Here is a 26,026-nt window from a genome sequence, read left to right as displayed (position 1 = left end):
CTCAAACGTTTTCGACGGGAATTGGCGGAACGTCGGGGAAGAGTTCGTAGAACGTGCCCTGGGTGATGCGCAGTCGGGTCGCGTCGCTCACGCCGTCGAAGAGCCCCTTCAGGGTGTCCTGGGTGTGCCCGAAGGTGCCCTCCATGTGCGGGTAGTCGCTGCCGAACATCACGTTCTTGTAGCCCATGTGCTCATAGGCCGCGACCGCCGTTTCGTCGTGCTGGAATGACGCGTAGACCTGGCTGAACAGGATTTCCTTGGGGCTGCGCGTGAGCTTGGGCCGCACCGCGAGATGGTGCTGGCGGTATCCCTCCAGGAGCCGGTCACCCAGAAACGGTACCCACGTCGCACCTCCCTCGGAGATGAGCACCTTCAGGTTGGGGTGACGGTCCAGAGCGCCGGATGCGACCATCTTCATCGCCGCCCGCTGACCCGAGAACGTGGTCTCGGCGTAGTTCATGGTGGCACCACCCGGGCCGCGGTACACCTGGCCTGCGCCACCGGTCGCGCTGTTGCTGGCCGTCACCTCGACCGGATCGGTGCCGATGTGGAACGCGATCACCATGCCGGCCTCCTCGGCCGCCGCCCAGAACGGTTCCCATTCCTTGCGATGCCAGTCCGGTGCACTGGGATGCGGCGTGGTCGGCAGGAACACCGCTTTAAAGCCGTTGTCCGCGGCCCACTGCAACTCCTCGACAGCGTCATCCACCACGAGCGTCGACACCTGGGCGGTCACCACATATCGCGGCGACACCGCGCAGATCTCCTCGATAGCCCACTCGTTGCTCGCCCGCATGCATGCCTTGAGCAGCGCCGGCGTGCGGAAGGTGGACGCCCACATGCCCAGGGACGGAAAAATGACTTCGCCCCAGACGCCCTCGTTGTCGAGATCCCCGAGCCGGGCCTTCGCATCGCGAGTGCCCTGCGGCCTCGAGCTCATCTCGGCAAAGGCCACCACCGCCGACGACGGCAGCTTGCGCCTGAAGATCTGCCCGTCGACCGAGACGGTCTCGTACTCGCCGTCGGGATCCTTCTCGGCGCGCGGCGTCAGGTCGGCAAGCGCCTTCGGCAACCGGGACTTCCACAGGTCGTCGGGCTCGATGAAGTGGGAGTCGCCCGAATTCGTCCAGATCACGCTCATCGGCCCTCCATTGGATCCGCCACTCACTCGAATGATGCCAGCTGCCCTGACGCAAGTCCAGTATTTCTAATGACTAGCCATTATTATTTGGATGGAGGGGCGACGCCGGTAAGACTGAGGCGAACTGGAGGAGGCCCATGCCGGAGCTGGGAACGGAGTCACCCGCGGGCGAGCGGAGGCGCAACGCATCGGGTGAGTCGACCCGGGTGATGTTGATGGAGGTCGCCGAGCGGCTGTTCGCCACGCGCGGCATCGAGGCGGTCACGCTCAGGGAAATCCAACAGGCGGCCGGACAGTCCAACACCTCGGTGATCCGCTACCACTTCGGCTCCCGCGAGGGACTGATCCGCGCGCTGATCGCCTACCGCCAGGCGTCACTCGGAATCGACCGCCAAGAGATGCTCGCGCGGATGCGCGAGCAAGGCAAGGAGGCGGACCCCCGCGCCGTGGTGTGGCTCCTGGTGCGACCGCTGGCCAACAGCATCGCCGCGGGCGAGATGTTCGCGCCGTTCCTGGCTCGGCTCATGGAGGATCCGCGGGCGCGCAGCGACTACTGGCCGGATCACCTCGATGATGAGTGGACCCAGGAGAAGCTGGAAGAGCTGGTCGACGCCGCGTTGCAGGATCTGCCCGAGCGGATCCGGCGCGGCCGGACGTTTCAGCTCTACATCAGCCTGATCAACGTCCTTGCTGCGGCAGGCCGTTCGGGCCATGGACTCAGCGAAGCGCAGCTGCACAACTACGTGGACACCTGGGTCGGAATGCTCACCGCGCCGGTGTCTTACGAGACCCGCGCGCTGATCGCTGAGCGCGACGAGACCTGAAGGCTCAGCTACCGCCGACGACCTCGCTGGCTCTCAGGGCGGCGATCGCCGCTTCGTCCAACCCGATTTCGCGCAATACCGCATCGGTGTGCTGCCCGATAGTGCATCCCGCATCAGCCCGTGTCCGTGATCGCGAGAAGGTGCACAGCGGCGCGAGCCGACGGTGCTCCTCGAAGATCGGGCTGTGCGCGTCGACTGCATAGCCTGCCTCGTAATACGGATCGGTCTGCAGCACCAATTCGGAGTTGGCCTCCACCACCTCGACACAACCAACGTCTTGAGCGGACAATTCGTGCTCCCACTCCAGCTTGGTCTTAGTCACGAAAACCGTTGTTAGTGCAGCGATTAACTCGTCATCATGCTGGGTTCGGGAGTCGGCATCGGCAAAGCGCTCGTCGGCGTGCAAGTCGACGTACGGCGACATCGCTTTCGCCAATGCCGGCCATTCGCGCGGCAACGGCGCGGCAAGAAAGACATAACCGTCGGCCGCCGGGTACATCCGATACAGAGCATTCATACCGAAAAACTGTTCGTCCGCGGGCGTTTCGGCGGGTCGGGACGCATAGCTCGCGTTGTACGCGATCATCGCCTGCTGCGCGGTGGCGAGCATGGTCGTGACCACGTTCGTCAGCATCTTGCCACGGCGCTTGGCGTACAACGCGACCAGCAGCGCCGAACCGACACCGTGTGCCGCGATGCCGTCGGACTGCACGGCTGGGACGGCCCCGCCCGCGTGGAGTCTGACCGCCCGGCGGTGCAAGTCATCCAGGTCGGCGGGCGGCTCGCCCGTGTCGTGGCTGTCGACCTGCGCCAGGCCGGACGCCGCGCCGACCGATGGTGCGTAGGCCGCGCGATGGGCGAACGGCCCGTCGACTCCGTAACCGGAGGTCGTCACGAACGCCAGGTCCGGGTTGACCGCCCGCAGCGAGGCCTCGTCGATCTTCGAGCGTTCTGCCGCTTTGCCCCGGAAGCATTGCAGGACGACGTCGGACCGCTTGGCCAGCTCGTACACCAGCTCGAGGCCCTCGGGCTTGGTGAAGTCGATCGCGACACTTTCCTTGCCCTGCAGCACTTTTGCGCCACCCGCCTCGGGGAACGCGACCAGGTTGCGGATGTTGTCGCCGTCGAGCGGCTCGACCTTGATCACGCGGGCGCCCAGGTCGGCCAGCAGGGTCGCGCCGTACGGTCCGGCGAACATGCTGCCGAACTCCAGGACCGTCACACCCTTCAGCGGCGGCTCGTCGTGGTCTCCCTGCGGAGCGGGCGGGGCGGCGCCGCCTACTTGATCGAAGGTGACTGAGTCGTTGTGCTCGCCGATGCGCGGGGCCGGCCGAAGCCGGGTCAGCGGCTTGCCGTCTGCATGAATAAGGGTCGACGGCTGTCGTACGGGTCCGAGATCGGGGTCGATGACGGTGGTGGCGCGCCCTTCGTGCGCGGTCTGCGGGTGGTTCAGCGAGTCCTCGGGACTCCGGAACAGTTCCCCGCTCAGGTCGAGGTTTTCCGCCATGGCCTGCTGCCATTCGGCGAGCGTGCGGGCGCCGACCCGTTCGATCATGATGTCCCACCACTCGGTGCGAAGTTCGGGGGTCGGCAGCATCGGAAAGCCCTGCCACTTCGGGTCGGCGAGCTCCCCGAGCAGGTCGAGTTCGGTCAGCCAGGCGCCGATCAGCTTGGGCGACACCTGAGCGAACTGCAGCCAGCGGCCGTCCTTCGTCGGACACACCAGCAGTGCGTAAATGAGGTACGCCTGGGGCCGACCCTGATCGTCGTATGCGGCGTCCATCGGTTCGAATGCGCCCGGATACCGTTGCAGCACCATCTCGTAGAACCAGTTGTAGGGATCCATCGAACCCATGCCGCTCACCAAGTTGGTCTCGACGGTTTGGCCACGCCCACTGCTCTCCCGCTCGAGGAGCGCGGCCAGCACACCCTGAACAGCGGCATGGGCGGCGCCCCACGAGGCATAGGTGAACGTGGTGAACGCCGGGCCCGGACGCGGCGCGAGTCCGCGCTTCTCGTGCATGACGCCGGTCTTGGCCATGACCAGCGCTTCCCAGCCCTTATAGTTGCGGAACGGCCCCGGCGAGCCCCAGCCGGTGACGTTGGCGACCACCAACCGCGGATACCGGCGCGAGAGCGACTCGGCAGTGAGGCCGAGGCGCTCGGCGGTGTGCGGCCGCAGCGTGTTCACCATCACGTCGGCGCGCCGCAACAGTGCCCGCAACCGGTCGAGGTCTGCGTCGTCGTGCAGGTCCAAAGTCACGCTGCGCTTGCCGCGCAGCAGCGCCGGCCAGCCGGCGAGCTCGCGCAGCGGACTGCCGTCGGGGGGCTCGACCATGATCACCCCGGCGCCGCAGTCGGCGAGGAACTGCGTTGCCTGCGCGCCGGGCAGCGTCGTCGACAGGTCGACCACCACGAGGCCGGCCAGCGGACCGTCCGACGCTGAACCGACTTTCGGCATGTTCGCTCCCTAGCGCCTGCGGGCGGATCTCGTGAAGACGTGAAGTGGCACACGTCACGTCAGCATCGCAGCGATCAATATTAATGTCAATGTATTAGTCTTGCGAGATGACGGAGACCCATGAAGCGGAGTCACGGGGCGGGTTCCCGCCGATGCGTACCTGGCAGGAGCCGACGGTACGGAGCCCGGGCGGGGGCGCCGAATACGGCGACATGATCGCGGCGCTGCGCGATTTCCTCGACGACGTGGCCGCCGCAGCCCCGGATAGGGCGACAACCGTGGCGCTGACGAAGGACCTCAAGGACTGGACCGACCGGTTGGCCCCAGCCGCCGTCCCCGAGCGCAGGCAGATCTTCGCTCGCCGACTCGATCTGCCCGGCCGCGGACAAACCATGGCCCCCAGCTTTATTCCGATCGCGGGCGACCCGGAGAAGGTAGAGGGCACCGTCACGTTCGGCCGCTACTTTCTCGGTGGAGGCGGAGCCGTCCACGGCGGGGCCATCCCCCTGTTATTCGATGAGGTGCTCGGCCGGCTGGCCAGTAGCGGCGGCCGTGCGCCTGCGCGAACCGCATATCTGCACACCGATTTCCGGTCCATCACACCCGTCGGCGAAGAACTCGTGGTGCGCGCCTGGTTCGTCAGCGAACAGGGACGCAAGAGGCTGCTGCGCGCGGAGCTCACCCACGGGGACACACTATGCGCGGAAGCCGAGGGCCTGTTCATCGAGTTGCGCCCGGATCAGCCATGACTCTCTTGTTCCGTCGGTCGTCGACGTTGAATGTCTTTGTCGTGCAATCTGATCAGCTCCCGTAGGGCAAGCCGGTCCGGCTTGAGCATCGCTGTCAGCGGTAACTCGTCGACGATCAGCAATTCGTCGGGCGCCTTGTAATCGGCCAGCTCGTCCGCCACATAAGTGCGCAACTCGGCCAGCCCCGGGGGCCTAGCGGCGTCAGCCGGCACCACGCACGCGACGCCGATCTCCCCGATAACCGGGGCCGAGCACCCCACTACGGCAGCATTTTTCACACCCGCGTGACCGGCGAGCACACGCTCCACCTCACCGGGATGCACGTTGTAGCCGCCGCGGATGTACATGTCGCCGCTGCGCCCAACCAGGGTGAGATTCCCGTCGGCACCGAGGGCGCCGATGTCGCCGGTGCGCAGCCAGCCGTCGCGCAGCACCTCTTCGGTGAGTTCCGGGTTGCACCAATAGCCGCGCATCACGCAGGGACCGCGTACCTCGACACCGCCGTCGGGCCCGACGCGGACCTCCATTCCGGCGGCCGGCCGCCCGACCGTGCGGAACTGAATCTCGGGGGCGTCGTTCGGTTCGGTGCCGCAAATAGTCGGGCACTCGGTCATCGCATACCGCACCACCAGCGGAACCCCGATCCGCTCGGCGACCCGACGTATCAACTCGGGCGGCGCCGGCGCCGTGGCGACCACCCCGATCCGTAAGTGCGACAACGCCTGCCGGCTCACGCCATCGACATCGAGCAGCTTGGCCCACTGGGTCGGAACCGCACCCGCCACGGTGACCCGCTCGTCGCGCAGGATGTCGAACATGCCCTGGGCCGACCACGGAGTCGGCGGCACCACCAGCGTGCTGCCCCACACCAACTGATCCCAGAGCTTGAACATGTAGCCGGCGTGGGAGAACGGTGTCGATGTGAGGCGCCGGTCGTAGGGCGCGCTCATCACCCCTGATGCTGCCGCGCCCGCCGCCAGTCGGTCGGCATCGAATGCCGCGCCCTTCGGCATCCCAGTCGTGCCACTGGTGAAGATCAACGCAACCAGGTCCCGACGGTTGAGCTCCACGGCAGGTGGTGCCGATGACGACGTGTCGCTGCACAGCGCATCCCGCGACAACAGCCGGTGCCCGGTATCGGGTAGCGCTCCAAGCCGTTCATCGGCGACGATCAACGCGGGATCAGCTTGTTGCAGAACAGATTCGATCTCTCGACGACCGAGTCGGGGGTTCAGACCCGCGGTGATGGCGCCGAGCATCGCCGCGGCGGCATAACACGTCGCATAGTCGATGCCCGACGGCAGCCACAGCACGATTACGTCGCCCTTGCCGACCCCGAGGTCGGCGAACTGCGAAGCGACACCACGGGCCCGGCCGATCCAGTCCGCGAAGGTGATGCGCCCTCCCGGCTCAACGTAGGCCTCACGGTCACCGTGCACGGTAGCAGCGCACTCCAGCATCGACCGGGTGTCGCTGACGTCGGCGCTCAGCGGTGCACGGGCCACCTACGGCTCCTCGGCGCCGAGAATCATTGTGCCGCTGGAACAGAACCAGCCGCCGGTGCCGCTGACACAGGCGATCCGGGCGTCCGGCACCTGCCGCGGCCCGCATTCGCCGCGCAACTGGCGCGCCGCCTCGACTAAGAGGAACAACCCCCGCTGACCCGGGTGACATGCCGACAGGCCGCCACCGTCGGTATTGGTGGGAAGTTCGCCGCCCAAACGCAACGAGCCCTTCTCGACAAAGCCGCCGCCCTCCCCCTTCGGGCAGAAGCCCAGGTCTTCGAGGGTGAGTAGCAACATATAGGTGAACGCGTCGTAGATCTCGGCGACGTCGACGTCGGACGGGGAGACCCCGGCGCGCGCAAAGGCGAGCGGTCCGCTGACCGCCGCCGGGCCGACGGTGAGGTCGTCCCACTGCGAGGTGAGCATGTGCGAGGTGGTCTCGCCCGAGCCGAGCACCCACACCGGCTTACTCCGCAGATCCTTTGCGCGTTCCGCGTTGACGAGGACGGCCGCCGCCCCGCCATCGCTGCGAATGCAGCAGTGCAGCTTGGTGAAAGGGTCGGCGATCATTGGTCCGCCGAGCACATCGTCGACGGTGATCGGATCGCGGTAGTAGGCCTCGGGATTGTCGGCCGCGTTGAACCGCGCGGACACAGCGACCTCGGCCAGCTGCTCGATCGTGGTGCCGTAAGTGAACATGTGCCGCCGTGCGGCCATGGCGTACTTGGAGATTAGGGTGTGGCCGTAGGGCGCCTCCCACTGCAGTGGTCCGCGCGCGCCCCAATTGATGTTGGCCCCCCGCAACCCCTTTCGAAGATCAGAGCGGGCAGTCGAGCCGTAGGTCAGCAACACCACGTCGGCATGCCCGGCGGCGATCGCGTCGGCCGCGTGGGCGGCCATCACCTCCCACGACGCTCCCCCGACCGCGGTGGAGTCGATCCAGCGGGGCCGCAGCCCCAGATACTCGCCGACATCGACCGGGGGCAGTGTGCCCTGACCGGTAGAGGCCAACCCATCGACGTCATCGGGCGTCAGCCCGGCATCAGCCAAGGCGCGGCGGCTGGCCTGCGCGATCAGCTCGTAGGGGCCCTTGTCGTCGACTCGGCCGACGTCGGACAGGGCGACACCGGCGATCGCAACGGTGCCGCTCACTGGGCGCGGTCCTGGGCCAGCAACTCGGCCAGCACGTCGGTGGGCTCGCCGAACAGATGCCGAAACACGTGCGCACGCTTCAGGTATAGGTGCATGTCGTTCTCGAACGTGTAACCCATCCCACCGAACACGTGGATGCCTGCTGCGGCATTGTCGACGGCCGCCGAGCCGGCCACCGTTGCGGCCGACAGCACCTGCAGCAGGGCGTCGGCGCGGCCACTCGCCACCGCGATTGCGGCGAAGAACGTCTGCGCCTGCGTGGCCTCGGCCGCGATCTCCATATCGACGCAGGCGTGCTTGATCGCCTGGTGGACCCCGATCGGTTTGCCGAACTGCTCACGCGTCTTGGCGTGTTCGGTCGCCAAACCGGCCGCGCCCGCGGCCAGCCCGGCCAGATAGCCCGCCGCGAGCACCATGGCGCGGCCCCAGATCCATTCGTCCTCAACCGGCAGCCAATACACCGGCTCGGCGGATTCGACTGTGGCCGAAGATATCCGAGTACCCGGGTCGGCTGCGGCCACGGATGTCAGCGGCCCGAAGGAATCGATGTCGAGCAGAGCGGCACCGCTGCGGGCCACCAGCAGGGCGTGCGAGGCACCCGCCGGCTCGAACAAATCGAAGGTCCCTTTAATGGGCCGCGCTGGCCGCACGTCGCCGTCGCCACGCAGTACCGCGAGGGCCACCACCGCCACCCCGGAGCCGATCCGCTGGGCCAGCGCGTCGTCGCCAGATCGGGCGGCTACCCGGGCACCCAACGTGCCCGCCAGGAACGGCCCGGGCGCGAGCCGCTTGCCGAGTTCGACGAACAGCAGCGCTTCGTCGTCCAGCGGCCGGCCCGATCCGCCGAACTCCTCGTCGAGCCCGAGAGTCAAAAGGCCCAACTCGGCGCATTCTCGCCATACCGACCCGGGAATCGGCGCTTCCGCGTGCCGATTAGCACGGATCCGCTCGACAGGCATCCTCTCAGCGAGGAATTCCCCTGCCGCCGTGATGATTTCAAGCTGCTCAGCTCCGGGCAGCAGGTTCATGGCCGTCTCCTCACGGTATTCATCGGGGCAGCCCCAACACGCGCTCGCCGACGATGTTGCGTTGGATCTCCGACGTTCCGCCCCCGATGGCTTGGGAGAAGCTGTAGTAGTAGTAACCGACCCAGCCGTCGACGTCCCAGCGCGACGAATACCGGACTGAGGCCGGACCGACGATGTCCATCGCCAATCTGCCGATCTCCTTGGCCAATTCGGCGTACATCAACTTGACGATCGAACCCCGCGGGCCGGGTGTCTCGGTCTTCAAGGCCTCGCAAATGTTGGTGTAGGTGAGCGCCCGCAGTGACGCCACCGAGGCGCGAGCCCTCGCCAGCCGTCGCGCGATGTCGTCATCGGCGATGGCGGGCCTGCGGCCGTCCGGCCCGACGTGGTCGCGGGCGTAGTCGATGAGGTCCTCGATGATCTTCGCCAGCCGCACCTGGTTGGCGGTGAACGCGGTGCCACGCTCAAAGGACAGCGTCGCCATCGCGACCGACCAACCTTCGCCCACCTCGCCGACCACGTTGCTCAGCGGAATGCGCACGTCGTCATAGAACACTTCGCAGAATTCCGAGCCGCCCTCGATGGTCTCGATCGGGCGGACGTCGATCCCTGAAGTGCTCATGTCGCAAATCACCCAGGTGATGCCCTTGTGCTTGCTGCCGGTGTTGTCGGTGCGCACCAGCAGTTCCTGGTAGTCGGCGACGGTGGCGAAGCTCGTCCACAGCTTCTGCCCCGACACCACCAGGTGCTCGCCGTCGATCACCGCCTTGGTGCGCAACGCCGCCAGATCCGACCCGGCGTCGGGCTCGGAGAAGCCCTGACACCAAATCACCTCACCGCCAAGGATTTTCGGCAAGTGGAACGACTTCTGCTCATCGGTTGCCCTGGTGATCAGGGTCGGCCCGGCGTGCGAGTTACCGACGAAGCATGCATCGATCCCAGGGAACCCCCGCGCGGCATACTCCTCGTACCAGATCAACTGCTGAAGCAGCGTCAGCCCCTTGCCGCCGTATTCTGTCGGCCAGGCGATGCCGGCCCAGCCGCCTTCCCATTGCGTGCGCTGCCACGCGAGGTCGTATTCCCGGATACCCGCATCGTCGCGCGGCCTTTGTTCGGTCGGCTTGTTCTCGTCGAGCCACGTGCGGACCTGGTCGCGGAACTCGAGCTGGTCAGGCGTGAAGTCGAGATCCATGGTCCGGAATTCTAGGTGACACGATAGTCAGAAACAATGCGTCAGTCATTGACCTCGATACCTCGCGGCCAGTTGTTCGGCACCGCGAGCCAGCAATGCGACGTCCGCTCCTACTAGCACGAAGCTCGCGCCGGCCATCATGTAGCGGCGTGCCAACGGCTCGCTGAACGCATTCACACCGGCGCGCTTGCCGTGGTCCACGATAGTCGCTAACGCAGCCTCTATGGTGCTCACGATCTCGGGATGCTCCGGCTGCCCAAGTTTGCCCATTGAGGCCGCCAGGTCGGCCGGACCGATGAAGATGGCGTCCACACCATCGACGTCGGCGATCTCGCCGAGCTGGGTCAGACCGGCCGCACTTTCCACTTGGACGGTCAACGACACCGTTGCATCTGCGGTGACAAGGTAGTCAGAAATGCGGTTCCAACGCGACGCCCGCGCCAACGCGCTGCCCACCCCGCGAATCCCCTCGGGCGGGTACCGGGTGGCGGAAACCGCCGCGACTGCCTCACCGGGGCCATCGATCATCGGAACGATGATGTTCTGCGCGCCGATGTCGAGCAGTTGCTTGATGAACACGGGATCGGCAGACGGCGGACGCACCAGCACGTCGACGTCCGGGTAGCCCGCCAACACCTGCAACTGTTCGAGCGTCGTGCGCAGATCGTTGGGCGCATGCTCCTGGTCCAACAGCAGCCAGTCGATTCCGGACCCCGCGCAGATCTCGGTGACATACCCGCTGCCCGAGGCCACCCACATGCCGATCCGCGGGTCGCCATCGCTGATGCGCTGCGTCCACCGGTTGGTCACGATGCCCCCGAATCGAACGTCACCGAGACCGTGCCCAGCGGTCCATAGTCGGCGACAAAGCTGTCCCCCGGTTCGGCGAACACCGGCTTGGTGAACGATCCGGACAGGATGACCTCGCCGCGCTCAAGGGAAACACCATGTGGGGCAAGCCGATTGGCTAGCCAGGCCACACCATTGCCGGGATGGTTGAGCACCGCGGCCGCCACCCCGGACTCCTCGATGGTGCCGTTGCGCAGCAGCAGGGCCGCCACCCAGCGCAGATCGACGTCCAAGGGGCGGAATACCCGGCCGCCCAGGACCAGGCCGGCGTCCGCGGCGTTGTCGGCGATGGTGTCGACGATGGTGCGCAGATGGCCGGTTTCGGGGTCCGACATCTGCACCCTGGCGTCGAGGATCTCCAGTGCAGGAGTCACGAACTCGGTGGCCCGCAGCACGTCGAACAACGTGACCCCCGGGCCGGATAGCCGCTCGCCCAGCACGAAAGCCAACTCGACCTCGACGCGCGGACGGATGTACCGGCCCAGCGGGACGCGGCCGCCATCCTCGATGAACATGTCGTCGAACAGCGCACCGTAATCCGGTTCGTCGATCGACACCGCCCGCTGCATCACCTTCGAGGTCAGACCAATCTTGCGGCCCTTGACTTCTCGCCCGTCGGCGACTTTCAGCGCGACGAGTGCCCGCTGCACCGCGTAGGCGTCCTCGATGGTCATGTCGGGATAGTCCAGCGACAACTGCCGGATCGGCGTGCGGTTCTGCTCGGCCTCGTACAGCCGCCGGGCAATGTCGGCGAGCTCGTCCTCGGCGGGTCTGGTCATCTGGTGAGGAACTCGATCGCCGCGGCGTTGAACGCCTCCGGATCCTCGAAATGCGGCCAATGCCGCACCGAGGGCATCTCGAAAACCTCTGAGTTCGGAATCAGGTTCGCGATCGTACGAGCGGTGTCCTGGTACACGCCGTGATCCTTGCCCGACGCCACGATCATCACCGGCGCCTCGATGCCGCGCCACTTGTCGTCGGGAATCAGGTTGCGGTGGCGCACCTTCTCGTCCTGCAGGATCAGCAGCCGGTCGATGGTGTTCCGGGTGTCCTCGCGCCGATACACGGCCTGACGCAAACCGATGAGATCGGGCAGGCGATTAGCCTCGTCGGCGATCAGGTGGGCGAACACGGCGTGTAGGGATTCCCACGTCGGCTCGTTGACCGCCTTGGTCCGTTCCGCCCGAATGCGCGCCATGTTCGCCGCCGACGCTTCCCGCCCGGCCGGCGACATCAGGATCACCTTGTCGACTCGGTCGGCGTGGCCGACGGAGATCGCGGACGCGACGAACGCGCCCAGCGACATTGCAATGAAGTTGGCTGACGTCATGCCGAAGTGGTCCATCACCCCCAGCACGTGTTCGACGTAAATCGCGATCTCGTAGTCGTAGTCCGGCTTGCCGGAGAACCCATTGCCGACCATGTCGATCGCCACGCAGTGGAAGTGCTGTGACAGTGCGGCGAGGTTGGGCGCGAACGTCTCCCAATGCCCGCCGGTGCCGTGCAGCAGGATGGCGTGCGGCTTGTCCGGCCCGCCCGCCTCGGCGTAACGGGTCCGGACAGGGACTCCCTTGACCGGGACATCGACGAACCCCTGCCGGAACTCGAGCTCCTTGAGATACATCCAGATGCTGCGGTAGTTCTGCGTGTCGACTCGGCTCACATCGACCGCAGCGGCCGGAGCTTGTGCTTGGCTCATCTCACCTTCTCGAATCTTCCGTATCTGACATACATGTCATCTATCGCTGACATCAGCATCCATTCTTCTCATCGTCGCACAAGCTCTATGTTCCCATGTGGAGAACGGCCTACAGCGCTCGACCCGGACGTGATCCGCCAGCCGTCATTCCTTCTTCCTCCATTGATTCTGACACTTGTATGCGGTAATACTGGGCAGGTGAATACTCCGGCCGGACGCCGCGTCCTCGCCGACCTGGTCAACGAGTTCGCGGCCGTGCGGTTGTCGCTGGACGTCAACGGCAACGGCCCCCGCCTGCTCGTTGAGGACCTGGAGGGCGGCGAGCAGGTCTTCCTGTGCCCCTTGGAGTTGGCCAGCTTCACCTTGGCCACCGCCGAAGACCGCGAGGAGTGGATCAGGGTAGGCAACTACCGCGGCGAACGCCGGCCAACGGAGCGGCCGTGAGCGCCGCCGACGCCGACCTGGTCGGCCTGGGCATGACCCCTATGTCGCTGCGTCCCGGCGCGACGCCCCTAGAACTGGCCGTCAAGGCGAGCGCCGCCGCGCTGGCCGACGCCGGACTCGGGCATGCCGACATCGACGGGATCCTGGTCGGCTCGTCGCAGGGCGTCCGGCCGGACCGGCTGGGCGTCGGCTTCGCCGCCGCGGCTGGCTTCTCGGACCTACGCCTGCTGGAGCACGTCGAGATCAAGGGCGCCACGACGATCGCCATGATCCAGCGCGCGCGCCACGCGATCGTCGCGGGCGAGGCGTCGACCATACTGTGCGTCTTCGCTGACGCACCCCTGGTGGCCGGCCGCGGTGCCGGCTCGACCTACGCACACAGTGGCGGCAACGTCGGGGTGCGCGGCCTGGAGCGCGCCTCCGGGCTGCTTGGCTCGGTGCCGACGTATGCGCTGATGACCCAGCGCTGGCTGCACGTCTCAGGCACCCCTGCCAAAGCGTTGCGCTCCGTCGCCACCACGGCCAGGGCATGGGCGCGCGGCAACCCCGATGCGGTGAACCGAGAGCCGCTCGACGACGCCGACTATGACTCTTCCCCGATGATCGCCGAACCACTTCGGCTGCTGGACTGCGCCCGGCCGGTGAACGGGGCGGTCGCCGTCGTGCTCACCGGGCGGCCCTCGGTCGGCGTCACCCGACTGCGGGTTCGCGGAGCCGGGCGCGAACACCCGGTGCGGCGCCGCCGCGCGGGAGCCGAGTCGTGGTTCGGGGGCGGTGGCCGCGCGGTACAGGACGCCCTCGACCAAGCCGGCATGGCCCGATCAGACCTGCACGTCGCCGAACTGTACGACCCGTTCTCGATCGTCACGCTGGCGCTGCTCGACGAATACCGGCTCACCGGTGACGTTCCGGCGGGTGCATTCGTGCGCGACGGCCACACCGGGCCGGGCGGCACGCTGCCGACCAACACCGGTGGTGGCCAGCTGTCCGGTTTCTACCTGCAGGGTATGACGCCGTTGGCGGAGGCGATGATTCAGCTGCGTGGCGCCGGCGGGCAACGTCAGGTTGCCGGGGCGACGGTCGCACTGGTCGGCGGTATCGGCGGCCGGATGGACCACCACGCCGCCTTGGTGCTGGAGCGCGCCGCATGACCGCCACGGCGGTCGAGGACTGGTTGCTGGACAGCGCGCTGGCACCCACCGCCGACGACGACGTGCTGGCGCCGCTGTACCGAGCGGCCGCGCGCAATGAGCTCGCATTACCGTTCTGCGCGGCCTGCGCCCTGCCGCTCGAGCTCGATCAGGAAGTCTGCGACGGCTGCGGAAACACCGAAAATGATTGGCGCACAGTCGATCTACACGGCACTGTACACGCGGCGACACTTATGCATCGCTGTGAGCCCGGCCTGGTGCGCGGCGGGGCGCCGTACCCCATCGTCGACGTCGAGCTGGCAAGCGGGCACCGGATGGTGATGACCACCGTGCAACCCGCGGACACCGCACCGCCCATCGGCACAGCGGTGCGCATCGGCTTCCGCCGACTGGGCGACGTCGCCATCCCGGCCATCGACATTCTGGAGGATCAATGACGACAGTCGAATCCAACGCTGCTGTAGACGAATTCGACGTCGACACTGTCATACGCCGCGACCGGGTGCACGGGACGGTGTACACGTCCGCCGAGATCTTCCGCCGTGAAATGGACAGCATCTTCAAGACCGGCTGGGTCTATGTGGCGCATGAGAGCGAGGTCAGCGAGCCGGGTGACTACCTCACCCGGATGATCGGCCATGACCCGGTTGTCGTGGTGCGCGGCAGGGACGGCGTGGTTCGGGTGGTGCTCAATCGCTGCACCCACCGTGCCAACAAGCTGTGCAACGCCGAGAAGGGCAACGCCAACTCGTTCCGGTGCCCGTATCACGGCTGGACGTTTGGCAATACGGGTGCGCTGCAGGGTGTTCCGATGCGTGAGGGTTACGGCGAGGAGTTCAACAAAGTGCGCGCCGAGCTGGGTCTCGCCCAGGCGCCCCGGGTGGACAGCTACGGCGGATTCGTCTTCGCGTCGCTGGCGCCCGAGGGCATCTCGCTACAAGAGCACCTTGGTAAGGCAACACGCGCCATCGATCGCCTGCTGAACCTGTCCCCCACCCGCGAGATCGACCTGCGGGCCAATTGGATGAAGCACCTGCACCACGCCAACTGGAAGATGGTGGTGGAGAACAACGTTGACGGCTACCACGCACTGTTCACGCACGCCTCGGTGTACGACGCGATCAAGCCCGCCAAGGTGTCGCACGTCCCGACCAAGGTCGACGTGCTGGTCCGCGATCTCGGCAATGGCCATTCCGAGATCGACTACAGCGACGAATACCGAAAACTCGATGAGGAATTCGTCTGGTACGGCCGGATCCCGCGGGCCAAGCTGGCCGGCTACGTCGACGCACTGGAAGGTGCGTACGGTCCCGAGCAAGCGCACGACGCTTTGGTGGTGGGTCCGCCGCACACACTGATCTGGCCCAACCTGTTCCTGGCCGAGATGAACGTAATGTTCGTCGAACCGCAGGCCCCCGACCGCACCGTCGCCTATACCACCGCGGTCCTCATACCCGGCCAGGACGCGTTGAACGAGCGCACGCTGCGCCGTTCCGAGGGGGCGATGGGTCCGGCCGGCTTCTTGATCGCGGACGACGGAGAGATCGGCATGCGCAACCAGGCCGGGCTCGCCGCCGAGCTGCCCGAGTGGCTGGTGCTGGCCCGCGGTGTCGACGGCGATGTGACCGACGAAAGCGGAATCATCAACCGCGACAAAAGCGCCGAGACTCCCCAGCGCGGTTTCTACTCGCACTGGGCCTCGGTCGTCGGCGGGAGGACCGGAGCATGACCGTCAACTCTGAAGCCCAGACGCGTCCGGTTCTGCGTCCGCTGCCGGACCCTGAGATCCTGTCGTTTCTTTATCTGGAGGCGCGGCTGGCCGACGAGGGCCGCTACTCGGAGTGGGAAGCGTTGTGGGCCGACGATGACGACACGGTCGAGTACCGCGTCCCGATGCACCCTGACGACGACCCGCGGAACACGCTGGCCTACATCAATGACAACCGGCGACGGATCAAGAGCCGGGTGGCGCAGCTCAACACCGGCAACCGGCACTCACAGACACCGCCGTCGGTAATGCGGCGTGTGGTCTCCAACAGTGAGGTGGTGGAAACGGGCACCAACACGGTCACGGTGGAATCCAACTTCGCGCTATTCGAATACCGTCTGCGTCAACGCTTCTGGGCCGGCCGGGTAGCCCACACCATTCGCTTGTCGTCAGAAGGCCCGCGGTTGATTCGCAAGATCGTGCATCTGATCGACGCAAGCGGCCCGGTCGAGACACTCGCTTTCCTGATTTGAACGGACTTCTCATCTGATGCTCATCGGTGACATCGCAACCAATAACGGCCGCCGCTACCCCGACAAGCGTGCGCTGGTCGACGCCGACCGGGCGCTTACCTGGTCGCAGGTCGACGAGCGGGCCCGGCGGCTCGCCGCCTTCCTGATCGGCCGCGGGTTGGTACCGGGCGATCGGGTGATGGTGATCGCCCGCAATTGCCTTGAATGGCCGGAGATCTCGTTCGGTCTGGCCAAAGCGGGGTTGATCACGGTGCCGGTGAATATCAGGCTGGCTCCCGACGAAGTCGCCCACGTCCGCGACGACTCCGGCGCACGAGCTGTCATCATCCACGCCGACCACGTGGACAAGTTCCTGGGCGAATTGACGGAGCTGGCACTGATATTGAGCGTGGGTGCGCGGTCAACGCTCGGCACGAACGAGTTGGTCACCGACTACGAGACGGCGCTGGCGCAGGCGCAGCCCGGCGACGGGCACCGCGACGTCACGCCGGATGACGTCGCGTTCATCCTGTACACCAGCGGCACGACCGGTCGAGCCAAGGGCGTGATGCACACCCACCGCGCCCTGCTCTACCAGGCGGCGGACACAAACCTGGTGACCGAGGGCAACCGCTCGGACGTCATGCTTGCCACCACCCCTTTCTTCACGGCGGGCGGCATGGTCCGCACGGTGTCATGGCTTTACCTCGGTCAGACCATGGTGATCCATCAGAGATTCGACCCGCAGGCCGTGATCGACGAGATCGAACGCAGCGCCATCACGTTCACGACGTTCATCCCGACGATGCTGCACCGCACGCTGGCGATCCTGGAAGACGGACCACCGCGGGACGTGTCGAGCCTGCGGCGCATCTCCTACGGTTCCGCGCCGGTTCCGCCGGGCCTGGCACGCAAGGCCATGGACCTGCTCGGTTGCGACCTGCAGTAGCGCTACGGACTCACCGAATGCGGCGGACAAGCAACGATTCTCACGCCCGAGGATCACCGCGACATCGTCGCCGGCAAAACCTCGATTGCGACCTCATGCGGGCGGGAAACGCCGATGTGCGTGATCCGGGTGGTCGATGTCGACGGCAACGATGCCCCACCCGGCGACGTCGGCGAAATCGTGATCGTCAGCCCCGCCAACGCGATTGGCTACTGGAACCGGCCCGAGCAGACCGCCGAGACGTTCCGACCCGACGGGTTGCGCAGCGGTGACTTGGGCTACCTCGACGAGGAAGGCTACCTCCATATCACCGGTCGCAAAACCGATCTCATCATCTCCGGCGGGTTCAATGTCTATCCGGCGGAGATCGAGCGGGTGCTCGCTCAGCATCGCGACGTAGACATGGTGGCGGTGGTCGGGGTGCCTGACCCTGAGTGGGGCGAGACGCCGGTGGCCGCCGTGATTCCCAAGGCCCACGTCAACGATGAGGACACTCTGAGCGTCGAGCTGGCTGCGCTGTGTCGCGCGGAACTGGCCGGTTACAAGCAGCCGCGCCGGTTCGTGTTCCGGCGCGAGTTCCCGTTGGGCCCTGCAGGCAAGATCCTCAAACGCGAGATCGCTAACCAGGTGAACCACGTCGCCGAGGCGGATGCGAAGATGCCGGTATCGACCGCATCGACCGAGGAGCGCCCGTGATCGAGCAGACCGACCTGGCCACCATCGAATTTTCGGTGACGGACCACGTCGCCACCGTGGCACTCAACCGGCCTGCGAAGCTGAACAGCTTCACCGAACAGATGGCCGCCGAGCTGGCCACGGTGTGGGCACGGGTGCGCGACGACGAGGACATCCGGGTCGCGGTGCTGTGCGCAAACGGGGAACGCGCGTTCTGCACCGGCATCGACGTGACCGAGGGCACCTGGTGGAAGCACCAACCGATCTTCAACCAGGAGGATCCGGGGGAGCTACTGGGGCCGAAGGCACACAAGGTGTGGAAGCCGGTGATCGCGGCACTGCACGGCATCGTGGCCGGCGGTGCCATGTACTTCGTCAACGAGTGTGACTTCTCGATCTGCAGCGAGACGGCAACCTTCTTTGACCCACATGCCAATGCGGGCATCGTCTCGGCACTGGAGCCGATGGGCATGCTGGCCCTCGGCGTGCCCTACGGCGAGGTGATGCGCTGGGCGCTGCTCGGCAGCGAGGAGCGGATGTCGGCGCAGACCGCACTGCGAATCGGGCTCGTGACTGAAGTGGTCCCCGACGACCAACTACGCACCCGGGCATTCGAGCTCGCCGGCGAAATCGCCGGGCGCAGACCAAATGGTGTTCAAGGCACCGTTCGCGCGATGTGGGAGGCCCGTGATTTGACGCCCAGCGTCGCCGCCCGACACGGCAAGTTCTTCACCGACCTTGGCAATGCCGGAGCCAGCCCGGACTCGTTGAACAACAAGAAGAAGCCGCGAACTCGATGAGGACGCATGACTGACACCGCGACCGAGACGTTGGTCCAGTTCGATCTACTGATCGGGGGCGAATCATCGTCCGCCGCATCGGGATTGACCTACGACAGCGTTGACCCCTTCACTGGAAGGCCCTGGGCACGGGTGCCCGACGGCGGGGCTGCCGATGTGGATCGCGCCGTGGCCGCCGCTCGTGCCGCGCTGAACGGACCGTGGGGTGCGCTCACCGCGACCGCCCGTGGCAAGCTGCTGGGGCGACTCGGTGAGATCATCGCGCGCGAGGCCGAGCAGCTCGCCGAACTCGAGGTGCGCGACGGCGGCAAGCTGGTTCGCGAGATGGTCGGCCAGATGCGGTCTTTGCCAGATTACTACCGCTACTACAGCGGGCTGGCGGACAAGCTGCAAGGAGATGTCATACCGGTCGACAAACCCAACTACCTCGTCTACACGCGCCATGAGCCCGTCGGTGTGGTCGGCGCGATCACGCCCTGGAACTCACCGCTGCTCCTGTTGACGTGGAAACTCGCCGCCGGCCTGGCCGCAGGCTGCACGTTCGTCGTCAAGCCCAGCAACCACACCCCGACGTCGACTCTCGCGTTCGCAAAGCTGTTCGCCGAGGCGGGCTTTCCGCCAGGTGTCATCAATGTCGTCACCGGCTGGGGTCCGGAGACCGGTGCTGCGCTGGCGTCGCACCCCGGTGTCGACAAGATCGCGTTCACCGGCTCGACGGCCACCGGCATCGAGGTCGGTAAGGCCGCGATCGAGAACATGACCCGGTTCTCACTCGAACTCGGTGGCAAGTCGGCGCAGGTGGTGTTCGCCGATGCCGACCTCGACGCCGCGGCCAACGGGGTGATCGCCGGCGTCTTCGCCGCCACCGGCCAGACGTGTCTGGCGGGCTCGCGCCTGTTGGTCGATCACAGCGTCGCCGACGCTCTGGTGGACAAGATCGTCGCCAGGGCGGCGACCATCAAACTGGGAGACCCGAAGGACCCGACGACCGAGATGGGCCCGGTGTCCAACCAGCCGCAGTACGAGAAGGTGCTGTCGCACTTCGCTTCCGCACGTGAACAGGGAGCCACGATCGCCTACGGCGGCGAGCCGGCAGGTGACCTCGGCGGCTACTTCGTCAAGCCGACCGTGCTGACCGGCGTCAACCCCTCGATGCGTGCCGTCGCTGAGGAGATCTTCGGACCCGTACTGGCGGTGATGACCTTCGCCGACGAGGACGAGGCCGTCGCCGCGGCCAACAGCACCGAGTTCGGATTGGCCGCCGCGGTGTGGAGCAAGGACGTTCACCGCGCGCACCGGGTGGCCGCCAAGTTGCGCGCGGGCACGGTGTGGATCAATGCGTACCGCGTCGTCGCGCCGCACGTTCCGTTCGGCGGCATAGGCTACAGCGGCATCGGGCGGGAGAACGGCATCGACGCCGTCAAGGACTTCACCGAGACAAAGGCGGTGTGGGTCGAGCTGTCCGGGGAGACCCGCGACCCGTTCACGCTCGGCTGAAACGACAAAAGGGGCGAAAGACATGACGTTAGACTTCGCGGCCGCCGACAAGGTACTGGCCGGACTACGGCCATTTCCGGTGGCAGTAACCACGATTGACGACAGCGTTGACCCCCCATTCTTGAATGGCCTGATGTCGCTGTCGGCCGGCTCGGCTAGCATCGTGCCCGAACTGCCACGCGCTACGGTCAGCCTGACCAAATACAACAAGACCCACGACATGCTGGTCAACTCGGGCATTTTCGTGATGCATATGCTGTCGGCCGGTCCCGACGAGATCGACAAGTCCATGGAAATCCTGATGACACTTGGCGGCAGTTCGGGCCGCGATGGCGACAAGATGTCGAAGCTGCGCACCAAGCCGGGTGTGACTGGCGCGCCGATCCTGCTCGATGCCCACAGCTACGTGGAGTGCCGCATCACCGGATCGTTGGACAATGATGAGAACACCATCTTCGTCGGCGACGTCGTGGCCGCGGAGGTGTTCAGCTCCGCGCAGCGGCTGCGGATCGGTGAAGCGTGGGGCAAACTGCCACCCGACTGGATCGAGCGATACGAGGCGAATCACGAGCCGCAGCTGCAGAGCGCGCGGGACCTGCGGGCTGCCGCTGCGGCACGGGTCTAATGGCCCAAGAGCCTTCTGGCGCGTGGCAGCTGCCCGAAGAATTGGTGATGCTGCGCGACACAGTGCGGCGGTTCATGGCTGCGCAGGTGCATCCACTCGAAGAGAAGCTGGAACACGACGCGGTCGGGTTACCTCGCGAACAGCTGGTGGAGTTTCAGGCGAAAGCCAGGGAGCTCGGACTGTGGGCGCTGCAGACGCCGGCCGAGTACGGCGGCGCCGGGCTCAGCGTGCTCGGCCAAGTCGTGGTCGCCGAAGAAGCCGCGAAATGCCGTATGGGAGCCTTCTTTCCGGCCCTCGGTGCGTTCGGCGGCAACCCGCCCAACATCATGTTCAAGGCGTCTGCGGAGCAGTTCGACAGATACGCCAGGCCCATCATCGACGGCACCATGTCCAAGGCGTACACCGCGATCACCGAGGCTTCAGGTGGGTCGGATCCGGCGCGGGCGATCAAACTCAAGGCGGTGCGTGACGGCGACGGCTACGTGCTCAACGGTTCGAAGATGTGGATTTCGCACGCCCCTGATGCCGATTGGGGTGTGGTGTACGCCCGCACCGGTGAGGGGGGCCAGGGTATCTCGGCATTCATTCTCGAGAAGGACACCCCGGGCGTCACGTTCAGCCGCATCCCTGTGATGGCATCGTTTGCCCCGTATGAGTTGCACTTCGATAATGCGCGGGTACCCGCGGACCGACTGATCGGTGATGAGGGTCAGGGTCTTTCGCTGGCGAACGAGTTCCTGGTACACGGCCGCATCGTGTACGGGGCCGGCCCGATCGGCATCGCGCAGAGCGCATTGGACATGACCTGCCAATGGGCCAAGGACCGGGATGTCTTCGGCGGCAGACTTGCTGATAAGCAGGGCGTCAAGTGGATGCTTGCGGACAGTGAGGTAGACCTGCGGGCCGCCCGGCTGCTGATCTACCAGGCCGCCTGGAACGCCGACCTCGGCCGCGACGTTCGAGTAGACGCCTCGGCGGCCAAGATGTTCGCCACCGAGGCAGCCTACCGAGTTCTGGACCGCTGCATCCAGACTCACGGCGCCCTGGGAATCTCCACCGAACTGCCGCTGGAAAGATGGTTTCGCGACCTTCGGGTCAAGCGGCTCGGGGAAGGCGCCACCGAAGTGCAGCGCGAAGTCATCGCGCGATCACTGGTGAAATAGTCGCTGCGACAATGGAGCTGAAAGGGGCCGAAGTGCGCTACAACCTGATGTTCCCGATGCGGGCCGTCAAGCACTGGAACAGGTGGTGCGAGGGCGTGGGCATCGGCGATGTCGCACAATTGGTGGAAGACGCAGGCTTCGACGGCTTTTCGATGTCCGAACACCCATATCCCGATCGGGAGTGGTTGGCTCGCGGCGGCCACCACGCTTTCGATCCGTTCGTGTCGCTGAGTTTCGCGGCGGCCGCCACCACCCGCATCCGATTGATGACCTACATCCTGGTGTCGGGTTATCGCAACCCCTACCTGACGGCAAAGGCCGCAGCGAGCTTCGATCTGCTCTCAGGTGGTCGGTTCACATTAGGCACGGGAGCCGGCTATCTCAAGGCCGAATTCCAGGCGTTGGGAGCCGACTTCGACCGGCGCGGCGCGCTGCTCGACGAGGCAATCGCCGCCTGGAGGGCGACCTGGGCGGGGGTCGACCACGACGGGCCGGAGTTCGGGGTCAGCGGACATGTCGCGCTGCCACCGCCGCTGACGACGGGCGGTCCGCCGATCTGGATCGGCGGAAACGGCGCGGCCGCGCAGCGCCGGGTCATCGAGGTCGCCGACGGCTGGATGCCGATGGCCGCTTCGGGCGAGATGGCTGCGATCACCCGCTCCCGGCCCCTGGAAGACATCGAGACGCTTGGCGAGTGGGTCGCGAGAGTGAACAAGCAGCGCGCGGAGTCCGGCCGCGACGCTGCCGACGTTGCCTTCGTCCCGTTCGAAGCAGACCTGCTGGCCAGCGGTGACTGCACCGGGTTTTGTGCCGCGGTGCGGCCCCGGCTGGATGCCTACGCCGAGGCGGGCGTCACGTGGATCACCATCGAGCCGGCCAGCAGGAGCTACACCGACTTCCGCGCCGACATCGACACGTTGAGCTCCCGGTTGATCGACTGATGAGGGTCCGACCATGACTCTGCCCGACCTGGTGCTCGTCCATGGCGGCGAGCACGCCGGCGACTGTTGGGATCTCGTCGTCGCCGAAATACACCGTCGAGAACCGGGATTGCGCACTCTCGCGGTGGATCTGCCCGGGCACGGCAACAAGCCAGGTGACCTCGCGACCGTGACGATCTCCGAGTGGGTGGACTCCGTCATCGCCGACATCGAGGAAGCGCGGCTAGGTGACATCGTGATCGTGGGCCACTCGATGGCGGGGGTAACGGTCCCCGGCGTCGTCGCTAAGCTCGGTTCCTCCAGAGTCCGGGAGATGATTCTGGCAACGGCATTCGTTCCGCCTCAGGGCTCGGCCATCGCGGACACACTCGGTGGGCCGCTAGCGCTCTTCGCTCGGCGCGCCGCCCGTATCGGCAGACCCATGAAGCTTCCAACGCCGGCGGCACGCTGGGCGTTCTGCAACGGCATGACCCCCGCGCAGCGCCGATTGGCGATGTCGAAGTTGCATGCCGAGTCGGCGCGGATACCCGGTGAGCCGGTGGACCGTAGCGGACTACCCGCCGACGTCCCACGCACCTGGATACTGACCACCCGCGACCGGGCCCTGTCCGTGGCATCGCAGCATGCAAGCATCGCCGCCCTGGGCGGGGTGGACACCGTCATCCCCGTTGATGCCTGCCACGAATTGATGTTCAGCGATCCGGAACGTGTGGCGCAGATACTTATCGAGCGATGCCGGTTACGGGGGTAGGGATCAAGTGGAGGACTCATCAGCGAAGCCGGCCCACGCCGCGCCGACCTGCTTCTTCGTCACCGACGGAAACGCTTACGTACCAACCCGATTGACGCAAGGACCCTGGGGTCCGTCAATCAGCGGTAACTACATCGGCGGGTTGCTGGCGCGAGCGGTCGAGCAAGAAGTCGACGACGCCGACATGCAGCCCGCCCGGCTGACGGTGGATCTGCTGAGGCCGGTGGCGCTGCAGCCCCTGCAGATGCACTCGTCGGTGGTGCGCGAGGGCCGGCGACTTCGCGCGGTCGACGCGGTCATGACTCAGAACGACGTTGTGGTGGCCCGCGCCAGTGCGTTGTTCCTTCGCCGCAGCGAGCATGCCGTGGACACGGTGTGGACGTCGCCGATCAGCATGCCCTCAGTACCGGCGGAACCCGACGCGTTGGCCGACGATGTCCCCATGGTGCTGCATTCGTTCGGCCGGGACCCGGTCGCGGGCAGTCCTGGTGTCGGAGTCACCGAATGGCGACACCATGGGCAGAAGTTCGTCTGGCTGCGGGAGACCAAGCTGCTCGTCGACGACGAGCCACTGTCGCCCTTCACCCGCGCCGTCATGGCCGGGGACGTCACCAGTTCGTTAACCCACTGGGGCACTGAAGGCTTGCAGTTCATTAACGCCGACTACACCGTCACGCTCAGTCGCTTGCCGCAAGGCGTCTACATCGGGTTGGCGTCGATGACGCACTACAGCCACGCAGGGGTCGCCACCGGCGTGGCGACGCTATTCGACGACAAAGGACCCATCGGCAGCGGTATGGCAACGGCGTTGGCGAACCCGGGATTCACGCCACCACCGTCGATAGTGTTGGGCTGACCAGCGCTCAGGTGATGGCGCCCTCGATCTTCAGTTCGATCAAGTCGTGATCGTTCATGCCGAGTTCCCGCAGCACCTCATCGGTGTGCTCGGCGAACATCGGCGCCCGGGTCAGGTGGGCCGCCGCCTCATCGAACTTCACCGGGTTCGCCACGAGCCGTTGCTGATTGCCCTGGGCATCCCGAAGGTCGGCGATGCGGCCGTTGGCGATCAACGACTCGTCGTGGGCGACCTCCCAGGCGTCCTGCACCGCAGACCACTGGCCCTTGAGAAGGCTCAGCAGTCGCGTGCACTCGTCGAAGGTCCGCGATCCGATCGCGTCTGCGAGCAGCGCGGCGGCGTCATCGGCGTGGGTCGCCAACGACTCGAGCGAAGCGAATCGCTCGTCCGCGGCGGCTGCGTCGAGTCCGAAGAGTCGACAGACGGATGCCCAGTACCGACTGGGCTGGAGCATCGAAAGCTGGATGAAGCGGTCGTCCGAGCATCGGTAGGCGCCGGTGAGCGGGTTGCCCAGGGTTTGGGTCCGCTGGTCGATCTTTGGCAGCGGGCAGCCGTAGAGCATCGCGAGGTTGACGCTGGACTGGTTGGCCCACGCCCCGACCGCCAGCAGCGATACGTCGATGACGGACGTCTGCCCGGTCGTCTGCCTGCCGTAGAGGGCAGCGGCGACGGCGCCGGCGATGGTGATGCCGCCGATGTTGTCGCCGAAGGCACCCGCCGGCATGCCCGTCGGCACCTCGGATCCCGTCGGCGTGACCCCATCAGCGTTGCCGGCCCGCGCCCAGAACGCCGTTGCGTCGCGCGCGCGCGTCTCACGGTCAGGCCCTTCGCTCCCGAATCCGCTGCCCGCCACGTAAACGATCGCCGGATTGATACGCCGTACCTCATCGAGGTCGATCCGTAGCTTCGCCCGCGCCTGCGGCAACAGGTTGGTCAGAAAGACGTCGCTGCGCCGGACGAGCTCTTCGAACACTGGCCGTGTCTGTTTCAACGCCAGAGACAGTCCGACACTGCGCTTGCCACGGTTGGGGGCCTCGACCGTGGGTGAGAACGAGACTCCCGGTGTGGCGGCGGAGCGGCCGGCGACGGTGACGAGTCCCCGTTGCGCGTCTCCTGTGACCGGATTCTCGATCTTGATGACGTCGGCGCCCCAGTCGGCAAGGACCGCTCCCGCAGAAGGCACAAAGGTGAATTGCGCGACCTCGAGGACGCGCACACCGGTCATCGGCTTCTGCACCCGTTCACCTCTGTCCTGCTGGCCGCGCCGCCTAGTGCCAACATAGGTTACTAGGTAAGCAATGTCGAGGTCTACTATCGGGTCAAGATGTTCGACAAATTCCGACCGCAGACCGAA

Annotated in this window: 24 protein-coding genes and 1 pseudogene; 15 read left to right on the top strand and 10 right to left on the bottom strand. The window is 66.1% G+C overall.

The annotated features are described in order from the left end of the window. Window position 1 precedes the first annotated feature (1 nt). A complete protein-coding gene (locus BN973_RS29060; protein WP_036473823.1) occupies window positions 2-1,141 on the bottom strand; it encodes an amidohydrolase family protein in 1,140 nt (379 codons plus the stop codon). Window positions 1,142-1,278: 137 nt separating this feature from the next. Between BN973_RS29060 and BN973_RS29055 the strand changes: the two genes are divergently transcribed. After that, window positions 1,279-1,965: a TetR/AcrR family transcriptional regulator gene (locus tag BN973_RS29055; RefSeq protein WP_036473822.1), complete on the top strand. Its 687-nt coding sequence runs from the start codon at window positions 1,279-1,281 to the stop codon at window positions 1,963-1,965. A gap of 4 nt (window positions 1,966-1,969) precedes the next feature. On the opposite strand, the gene BN973_RS29050 is transcribed toward BN973_RS29055, so the two are convergent. Next, window positions 1,970-4,426, bottom strand: a complete 2,457-nt coding sequence (locus BN973_RS29050) for a CaiB/BaiF CoA-transferase family protein (protein WP_036473820.1) — start codon at window positions 4,424-4,426, stop codon at window positions 1,970-1,972. 212 nt (window positions 4,427-4,638) lie between these two features. On the opposite strand from BN973_RS29050, the gene BN973_RS29045 reads away from it, so the two are divergent. Then, entirely contained in the window at window positions 4,639-5,175 is a 537-nt protein-coding gene (locus BN973_RS29045; protein ID WP_036474155.1) for a hotdog domain-containing protein, read from the top strand. Here BN973_RS29045 and BN973_RS29040 read toward each other — a convergent pair. Genes BN973_RS29040 through BN973_RS29010 form a run of 7 tightly spaced genes read right to left on the bottom strand, consistent with a single transcriptional unit; the run spans window position 5,166 to window position 12,600 of the window. Beyond that, window positions 5,166-6,680 (bottom strand): class I adenylate-forming enzyme family protein, encoded by a 1,515-nt coding sequence (locus BN973_RS29040; RefSeq protein WP_036473818.1) that lies wholly within the window; start codon window positions 6,678-6,680, stop codon window positions 5,166-5,168. The genes BN973_RS29045 and BN973_RS29040 overlap by 10 nt on opposite strands. Continuing rightward, a complete protein-coding gene (locus tag BN973_RS29035; RefSeq protein WP_036473816.1) occupies window positions 6,681-7,832 on the bottom strand; it encodes an acetyl-CoA acetyltransferase in 1,152 nt (383 codons plus the stop codon). Next, complete coding sequence (locus BN973_RS29030; RefSeq protein WP_036473815.1) at window positions 7,829-8,860, bottom strand: acyl-CoA dehydrogenase family protein; 1,032 nt, start codon at window positions 8,858-8,860, stop codon at window positions 7,829-7,831. Before BN973_RS29030 ends, BN973_RS29035 begins: the two co-directional genes overlap by 4 nt. Window positions 8,861-8,879: 19 nt before the next feature. Continuing rightward, on the bottom strand, window positions 8,880-10,052 hold the full coding sequence (locus BN973_RS29025; RefSeq protein WP_036473813.1) for an acyl-CoA dehydrogenase family protein: 1,173 nt from the start codon (window positions 10,050-10,052) through the stop codon (window positions 8,880-8,882). A gap of 45 nt (window positions 10,053-10,097) precedes the next feature. Beyond that, window positions 10,098-10,862 carry an aldolase/citrate lyase family protein gene (locus tag BN973_RS29020; RefSeq protein ID WP_036473810.1) on the bottom strand — a complete coding sequence of 255 codons (765 nt, stop codon included), beginning with the start codon at window positions 10,860-10,862 and terminating at the stop codon, window positions 10,098-10,100. Next, window positions 10,859-11,680, bottom strand: a complete 822-nt coding sequence (gene hpaH, locus BN973_RS29015) for a 2-oxo-hept-4-ene-1,7-dioate hydratase (protein ID WP_036473808.1) — start codon at window positions 11,678-11,680, stop codon at window positions 10,859-10,861. The genes BN973_RS29020 and hpaH overlap by 4 nt, the downstream gene beginning before the upstream one ends. After that, entirely contained in the window at window positions 11,677-12,600 is a 924-nt protein-coding gene (locus BN973_RS29010; protein ID WP_036473806.1) for an alpha/beta fold hydrolase, read from the bottom strand. Before BN973_RS29010 ends, hpaH begins: the two co-directional genes overlap by 4 nt. Before the next feature lie 198 nt (window positions 12,601-12,798). Here BN973_RS29010 and BN973_RS29005 point away from each other — a divergent pair, with 198 nt between their 5' ends. The 13 genes and pseudogenes from BN973_RS29005 (at window position 12,799) to BN973_RS28945 (ending at window position 24,672) form a co-directional block, all read left to right on the top strand. After that, window positions 12,799-13,044, top strand: coding sequence for a hypothetical protein (locus BN973_RS29005; RefSeq protein ID WP_036473804.1), 246 nt, complete (start codon window positions 12,799-12,801; stop codon window positions 13,042-13,044). Window positions 13,045-13,076: 32 nt separating this feature from the next. Beyond that, on the top strand, window positions 13,077-14,195 hold the full coding sequence (locus BN973_RS29000) for a thiolase family protein (protein ID WP_036474152.1): 1,119 nt from the start codon (window positions 13,077-13,079) through the stop codon (window positions 14,193-14,195). Further along, window positions 14,192-14,632 (top strand): Zn-ribbon domain-containing OB-fold protein, encoded by a 441-nt coding sequence (locus BN973_RS28995; protein ID WP_036473801.1) that lies wholly within the window; start codon window positions 14,192-14,194, stop codon window positions 14,630-14,632. Before BN973_RS29000 ends, BN973_RS28995 begins: the two co-directional genes overlap by 4 nt. Next, the gene (locus BN973_RS28990) at window positions 14,629-15,924 is read left to right on the top strand and encodes an aromatic ring-hydroxylating oxygenase subunit alpha (protein ID WP_176234842.1); all 1,296 of its coding nucleotides are present in this window, start codon (window positions 14,629-14,631) and stop codon (window positions 15,922-15,924) included. Before BN973_RS28995 ends, BN973_RS28990 begins: the two co-directional genes overlap by 4 nt. Then, entirely contained in the window at window positions 15,921-16,436 is a 516-nt protein-coding gene (locus BN973_RS28985; RefSeq protein WP_036473799.1) for an aromatic-ring-hydroxylating dioxygenase subunit beta, read from the top strand. Before BN973_RS28990 ends, BN973_RS28985 begins: the two co-directional genes overlap by 4 nt. 16 nt (window positions 16,437-16,452) lie before the next feature. Next, window positions 16,453-18,060: pseudogene (locus tag BN973_RS28980) on the top strand (class I adenylate-forming enzyme family protein). Further along, window positions 18,057-18,839 carry an enoyl-CoA hydratase/isomerase family protein gene (locus BN973_RS28975; RefSeq protein WP_036473797.1) on the top strand — a complete coding sequence of 261 codons (783 nt, stop codon included), beginning with the start codon at window positions 18,057-18,059 and terminating at the stop codon, window positions 18,837-18,839. Before BN973_RS28980 ends, BN973_RS28975 begins: the two are co-directional and overlap by 4 nt. A gap of 6 nt (window positions 18,840-18,845) precedes the next feature. Continuing rightward, window positions 18,846-20,336, top strand: coding sequence for an aldehyde dehydrogenase (locus tag BN973_RS28970; RefSeq protein WP_036473795.1), 1,491 nt, complete (start codon window positions 18,846-18,848; stop codon window positions 20,334-20,336). A gap of 22 nt (window positions 20,337-20,358) precedes the next feature. Beyond that, window positions 20,359-20,961 carry a flavin reductase family protein gene (locus tag BN973_RS28965; RefSeq protein WP_036473793.1) on the top strand — a complete coding sequence of 201 codons (603 nt, stop codon included), beginning with the start codon at window positions 20,359-20,361 and terminating at the stop codon, window positions 20,959-20,961. Next, entirely contained in the window at window positions 20,961-22,124 is a 1,164-nt protein-coding gene (locus BN973_RS28960; protein ID WP_036473791.1) for an acyl-CoA dehydrogenase family protein, read from the top strand. Before BN973_RS28965 ends, BN973_RS28960 begins: the two co-directional genes overlap by 1 nt. 11 nt (window positions 22,125-22,135) lie before the next feature. Beyond that, entirely contained in the window at window positions 22,136-23,065 is a 930-nt protein-coding gene (locus BN973_RS28955) for an LLM class F420-dependent oxidoreductase (protein WP_084163676.1), read from the top strand. Between the two features lie 13 nt (window positions 23,066-23,078). Beyond that, window positions 23,079-23,816 (top strand): alpha/beta fold hydrolase, encoded by a 738-nt coding sequence (locus BN973_RS28950; protein WP_036473789.1) that lies wholly within the window; start codon window positions 23,079-23,081, stop codon window positions 23,814-23,816. A 7-nt stretch (window positions 23,817-23,823) separates the two neighbouring features. Further along, window positions 23,824-24,672, top strand: a complete 849-nt coding sequence (locus BN973_RS28945; protein WP_036473788.1) for a thioesterase family protein — start codon at window positions 23,824-23,826, stop codon at window positions 24,670-24,672. Between the two features lie 7 nt (window positions 24,673-24,679). Here the strand turns inward: BN973_RS28945 and BN973_RS28940 are convergent, their stop codons facing one another. Continuing rightward, window positions 24,680-25,909, bottom strand: coding sequence for a CaiB/BaiF CoA transferase family protein (locus BN973_RS28940; RefSeq protein WP_036473786.1), 1,230 nt, complete (start codon window positions 25,907-25,909; stop codon window positions 24,680-24,682). Between the last annotated feature and the right edge of the window lie 117 nt (window positions 25,910-26,026).

Source organism: Mycobacterium triplex, from assembly GCF_000689255.1.
Taxonomy (GTDB): domain Bacteria; phylum Actinomycetota; class Actinomycetes; order Mycobacteriales; family Mycobacteriaceae; genus Mycobacterium; species Mycobacterium triplex.
This window is presented reverse-complemented; position numbering and strand designations above follow the sequence as displayed.

Excerpts from the sequence above, each read along its gene's own strand:
- BN973_RS28965 (WP_036473793.1), top strand. The coding sequence starts at position 20,359 with ATGACGTTAGACTTCGCGGCCGCCGACAAGGTACTGGCCGGACTACGG.
- BN973_RS29055 (WP_036473822.1), top strand. The coding sequence starts at position 1,279 with ATGCCGGAGCTGGGAACGGAGTCACCCGCGGGCGAGCGGAGGCGCAAC.
- BN973_RS29050 (WP_036473820.1), bottom strand. The coding sequence starts at position 4,426 with ATGCCGAAAGTCGGTTCAGCGTCGGACGGTCCGCTGGCCGGCCTCGTG.
- BN973_RS29045 (WP_036474155.1), top strand. The coding sequence starts at position 4,639 with ATGATCGCGGCGCTGCGCGATTTCCTCGACGACGTGGCCGCCGCAGCC.
- BN973_RS28970 (WP_036473795.1), top strand. The coding sequence starts at position 18,846 with ATGACTGACACCGCGACCGAGACGTTGGTCCAGTTCGATCTACTGATC.
- BN973_RS28950 (WP_036473789.1), top strand. The coding sequence starts at position 23,079 with ATGACTCTGCCCGACCTGGTGCTCGTCCATGGCGGCGAGCACGCCGGC.
- BN973_RS29000 (WP_036474152.1), top strand. The coding sequence starts at position 13,077 with ATGACCCCTATGTCGCTGCGTCCCGGCGCGACGCCCCTAGAACTGGCC.
- BN973_RS29060 (WP_036473823.1), bottom strand. The coding sequence starts at position 1,141 with ATGAGCGTGATCTGGACGAATTCGGGCGACTCCCACTTCATCGAGCCC.
- BN973_RS28985 (WP_036473799.1), top strand. The coding sequence starts at position 15,921 with ATGACCGTCAACTCTGAAGCCCAGACGCGTCCGGTTCTGCGTCCGCTG.
- BN973_RS29010 (WP_036473806.1), bottom strand. The coding sequence starts at position 12,600 with ATGAGCCAAGCACAAGCTCCGGCCGCTGCGGTCGATGTGAGCCGAGTC.
- BN973_RS29030 (WP_036473815.1), bottom strand. The coding sequence starts at position 8,860 with ATGAACCTGCTGCCCGGAGCTGAGCAGCTTGAAATCATCACGGCGGCA.
- BN973_RS29025 (WP_036473813.1), bottom strand. The coding sequence starts at position 10,052 with ATGGATCTCGACTTCACGCCTGACCAGCTCGAGTTCCGCGACCAGGTC.
- BN973_RS28995 (WP_036473801.1), top strand. The coding sequence starts at position 14,192 with ATGACCGCCACGGCGGTCGAGGACTGGTTGCTGGACAGCGCGCTGGCA.
- BN973_RS28960 (WP_036473791.1), top strand. The coding sequence starts at position 20,961 with ATGGCCCAAGAGCCTTCTGGCGCGTGGCAGCTGCCCGAAGAATTGGTG.
- hpaH (WP_036473808.1), bottom strand. The coding sequence starts at position 11,680 with ATGACCAGACCCGCCGAGGACGAGCTCGCCGACATTGCCCGGCGGCTG.
- BN973_RS28990 (WP_176234842.1), top strand. The coding sequence starts at position 14,629 with ATGACGACAGTCGAATCCAACGCTGCTGTAGACGAATTCGACGTCGAC.
- BN973_RS28955 (WP_084163676.1), top strand. The coding sequence starts at position 22,136 with ATGGAGCTGAAAGGGGCCGAAGTGCGCTACAACCTGATGTTCCCGATG.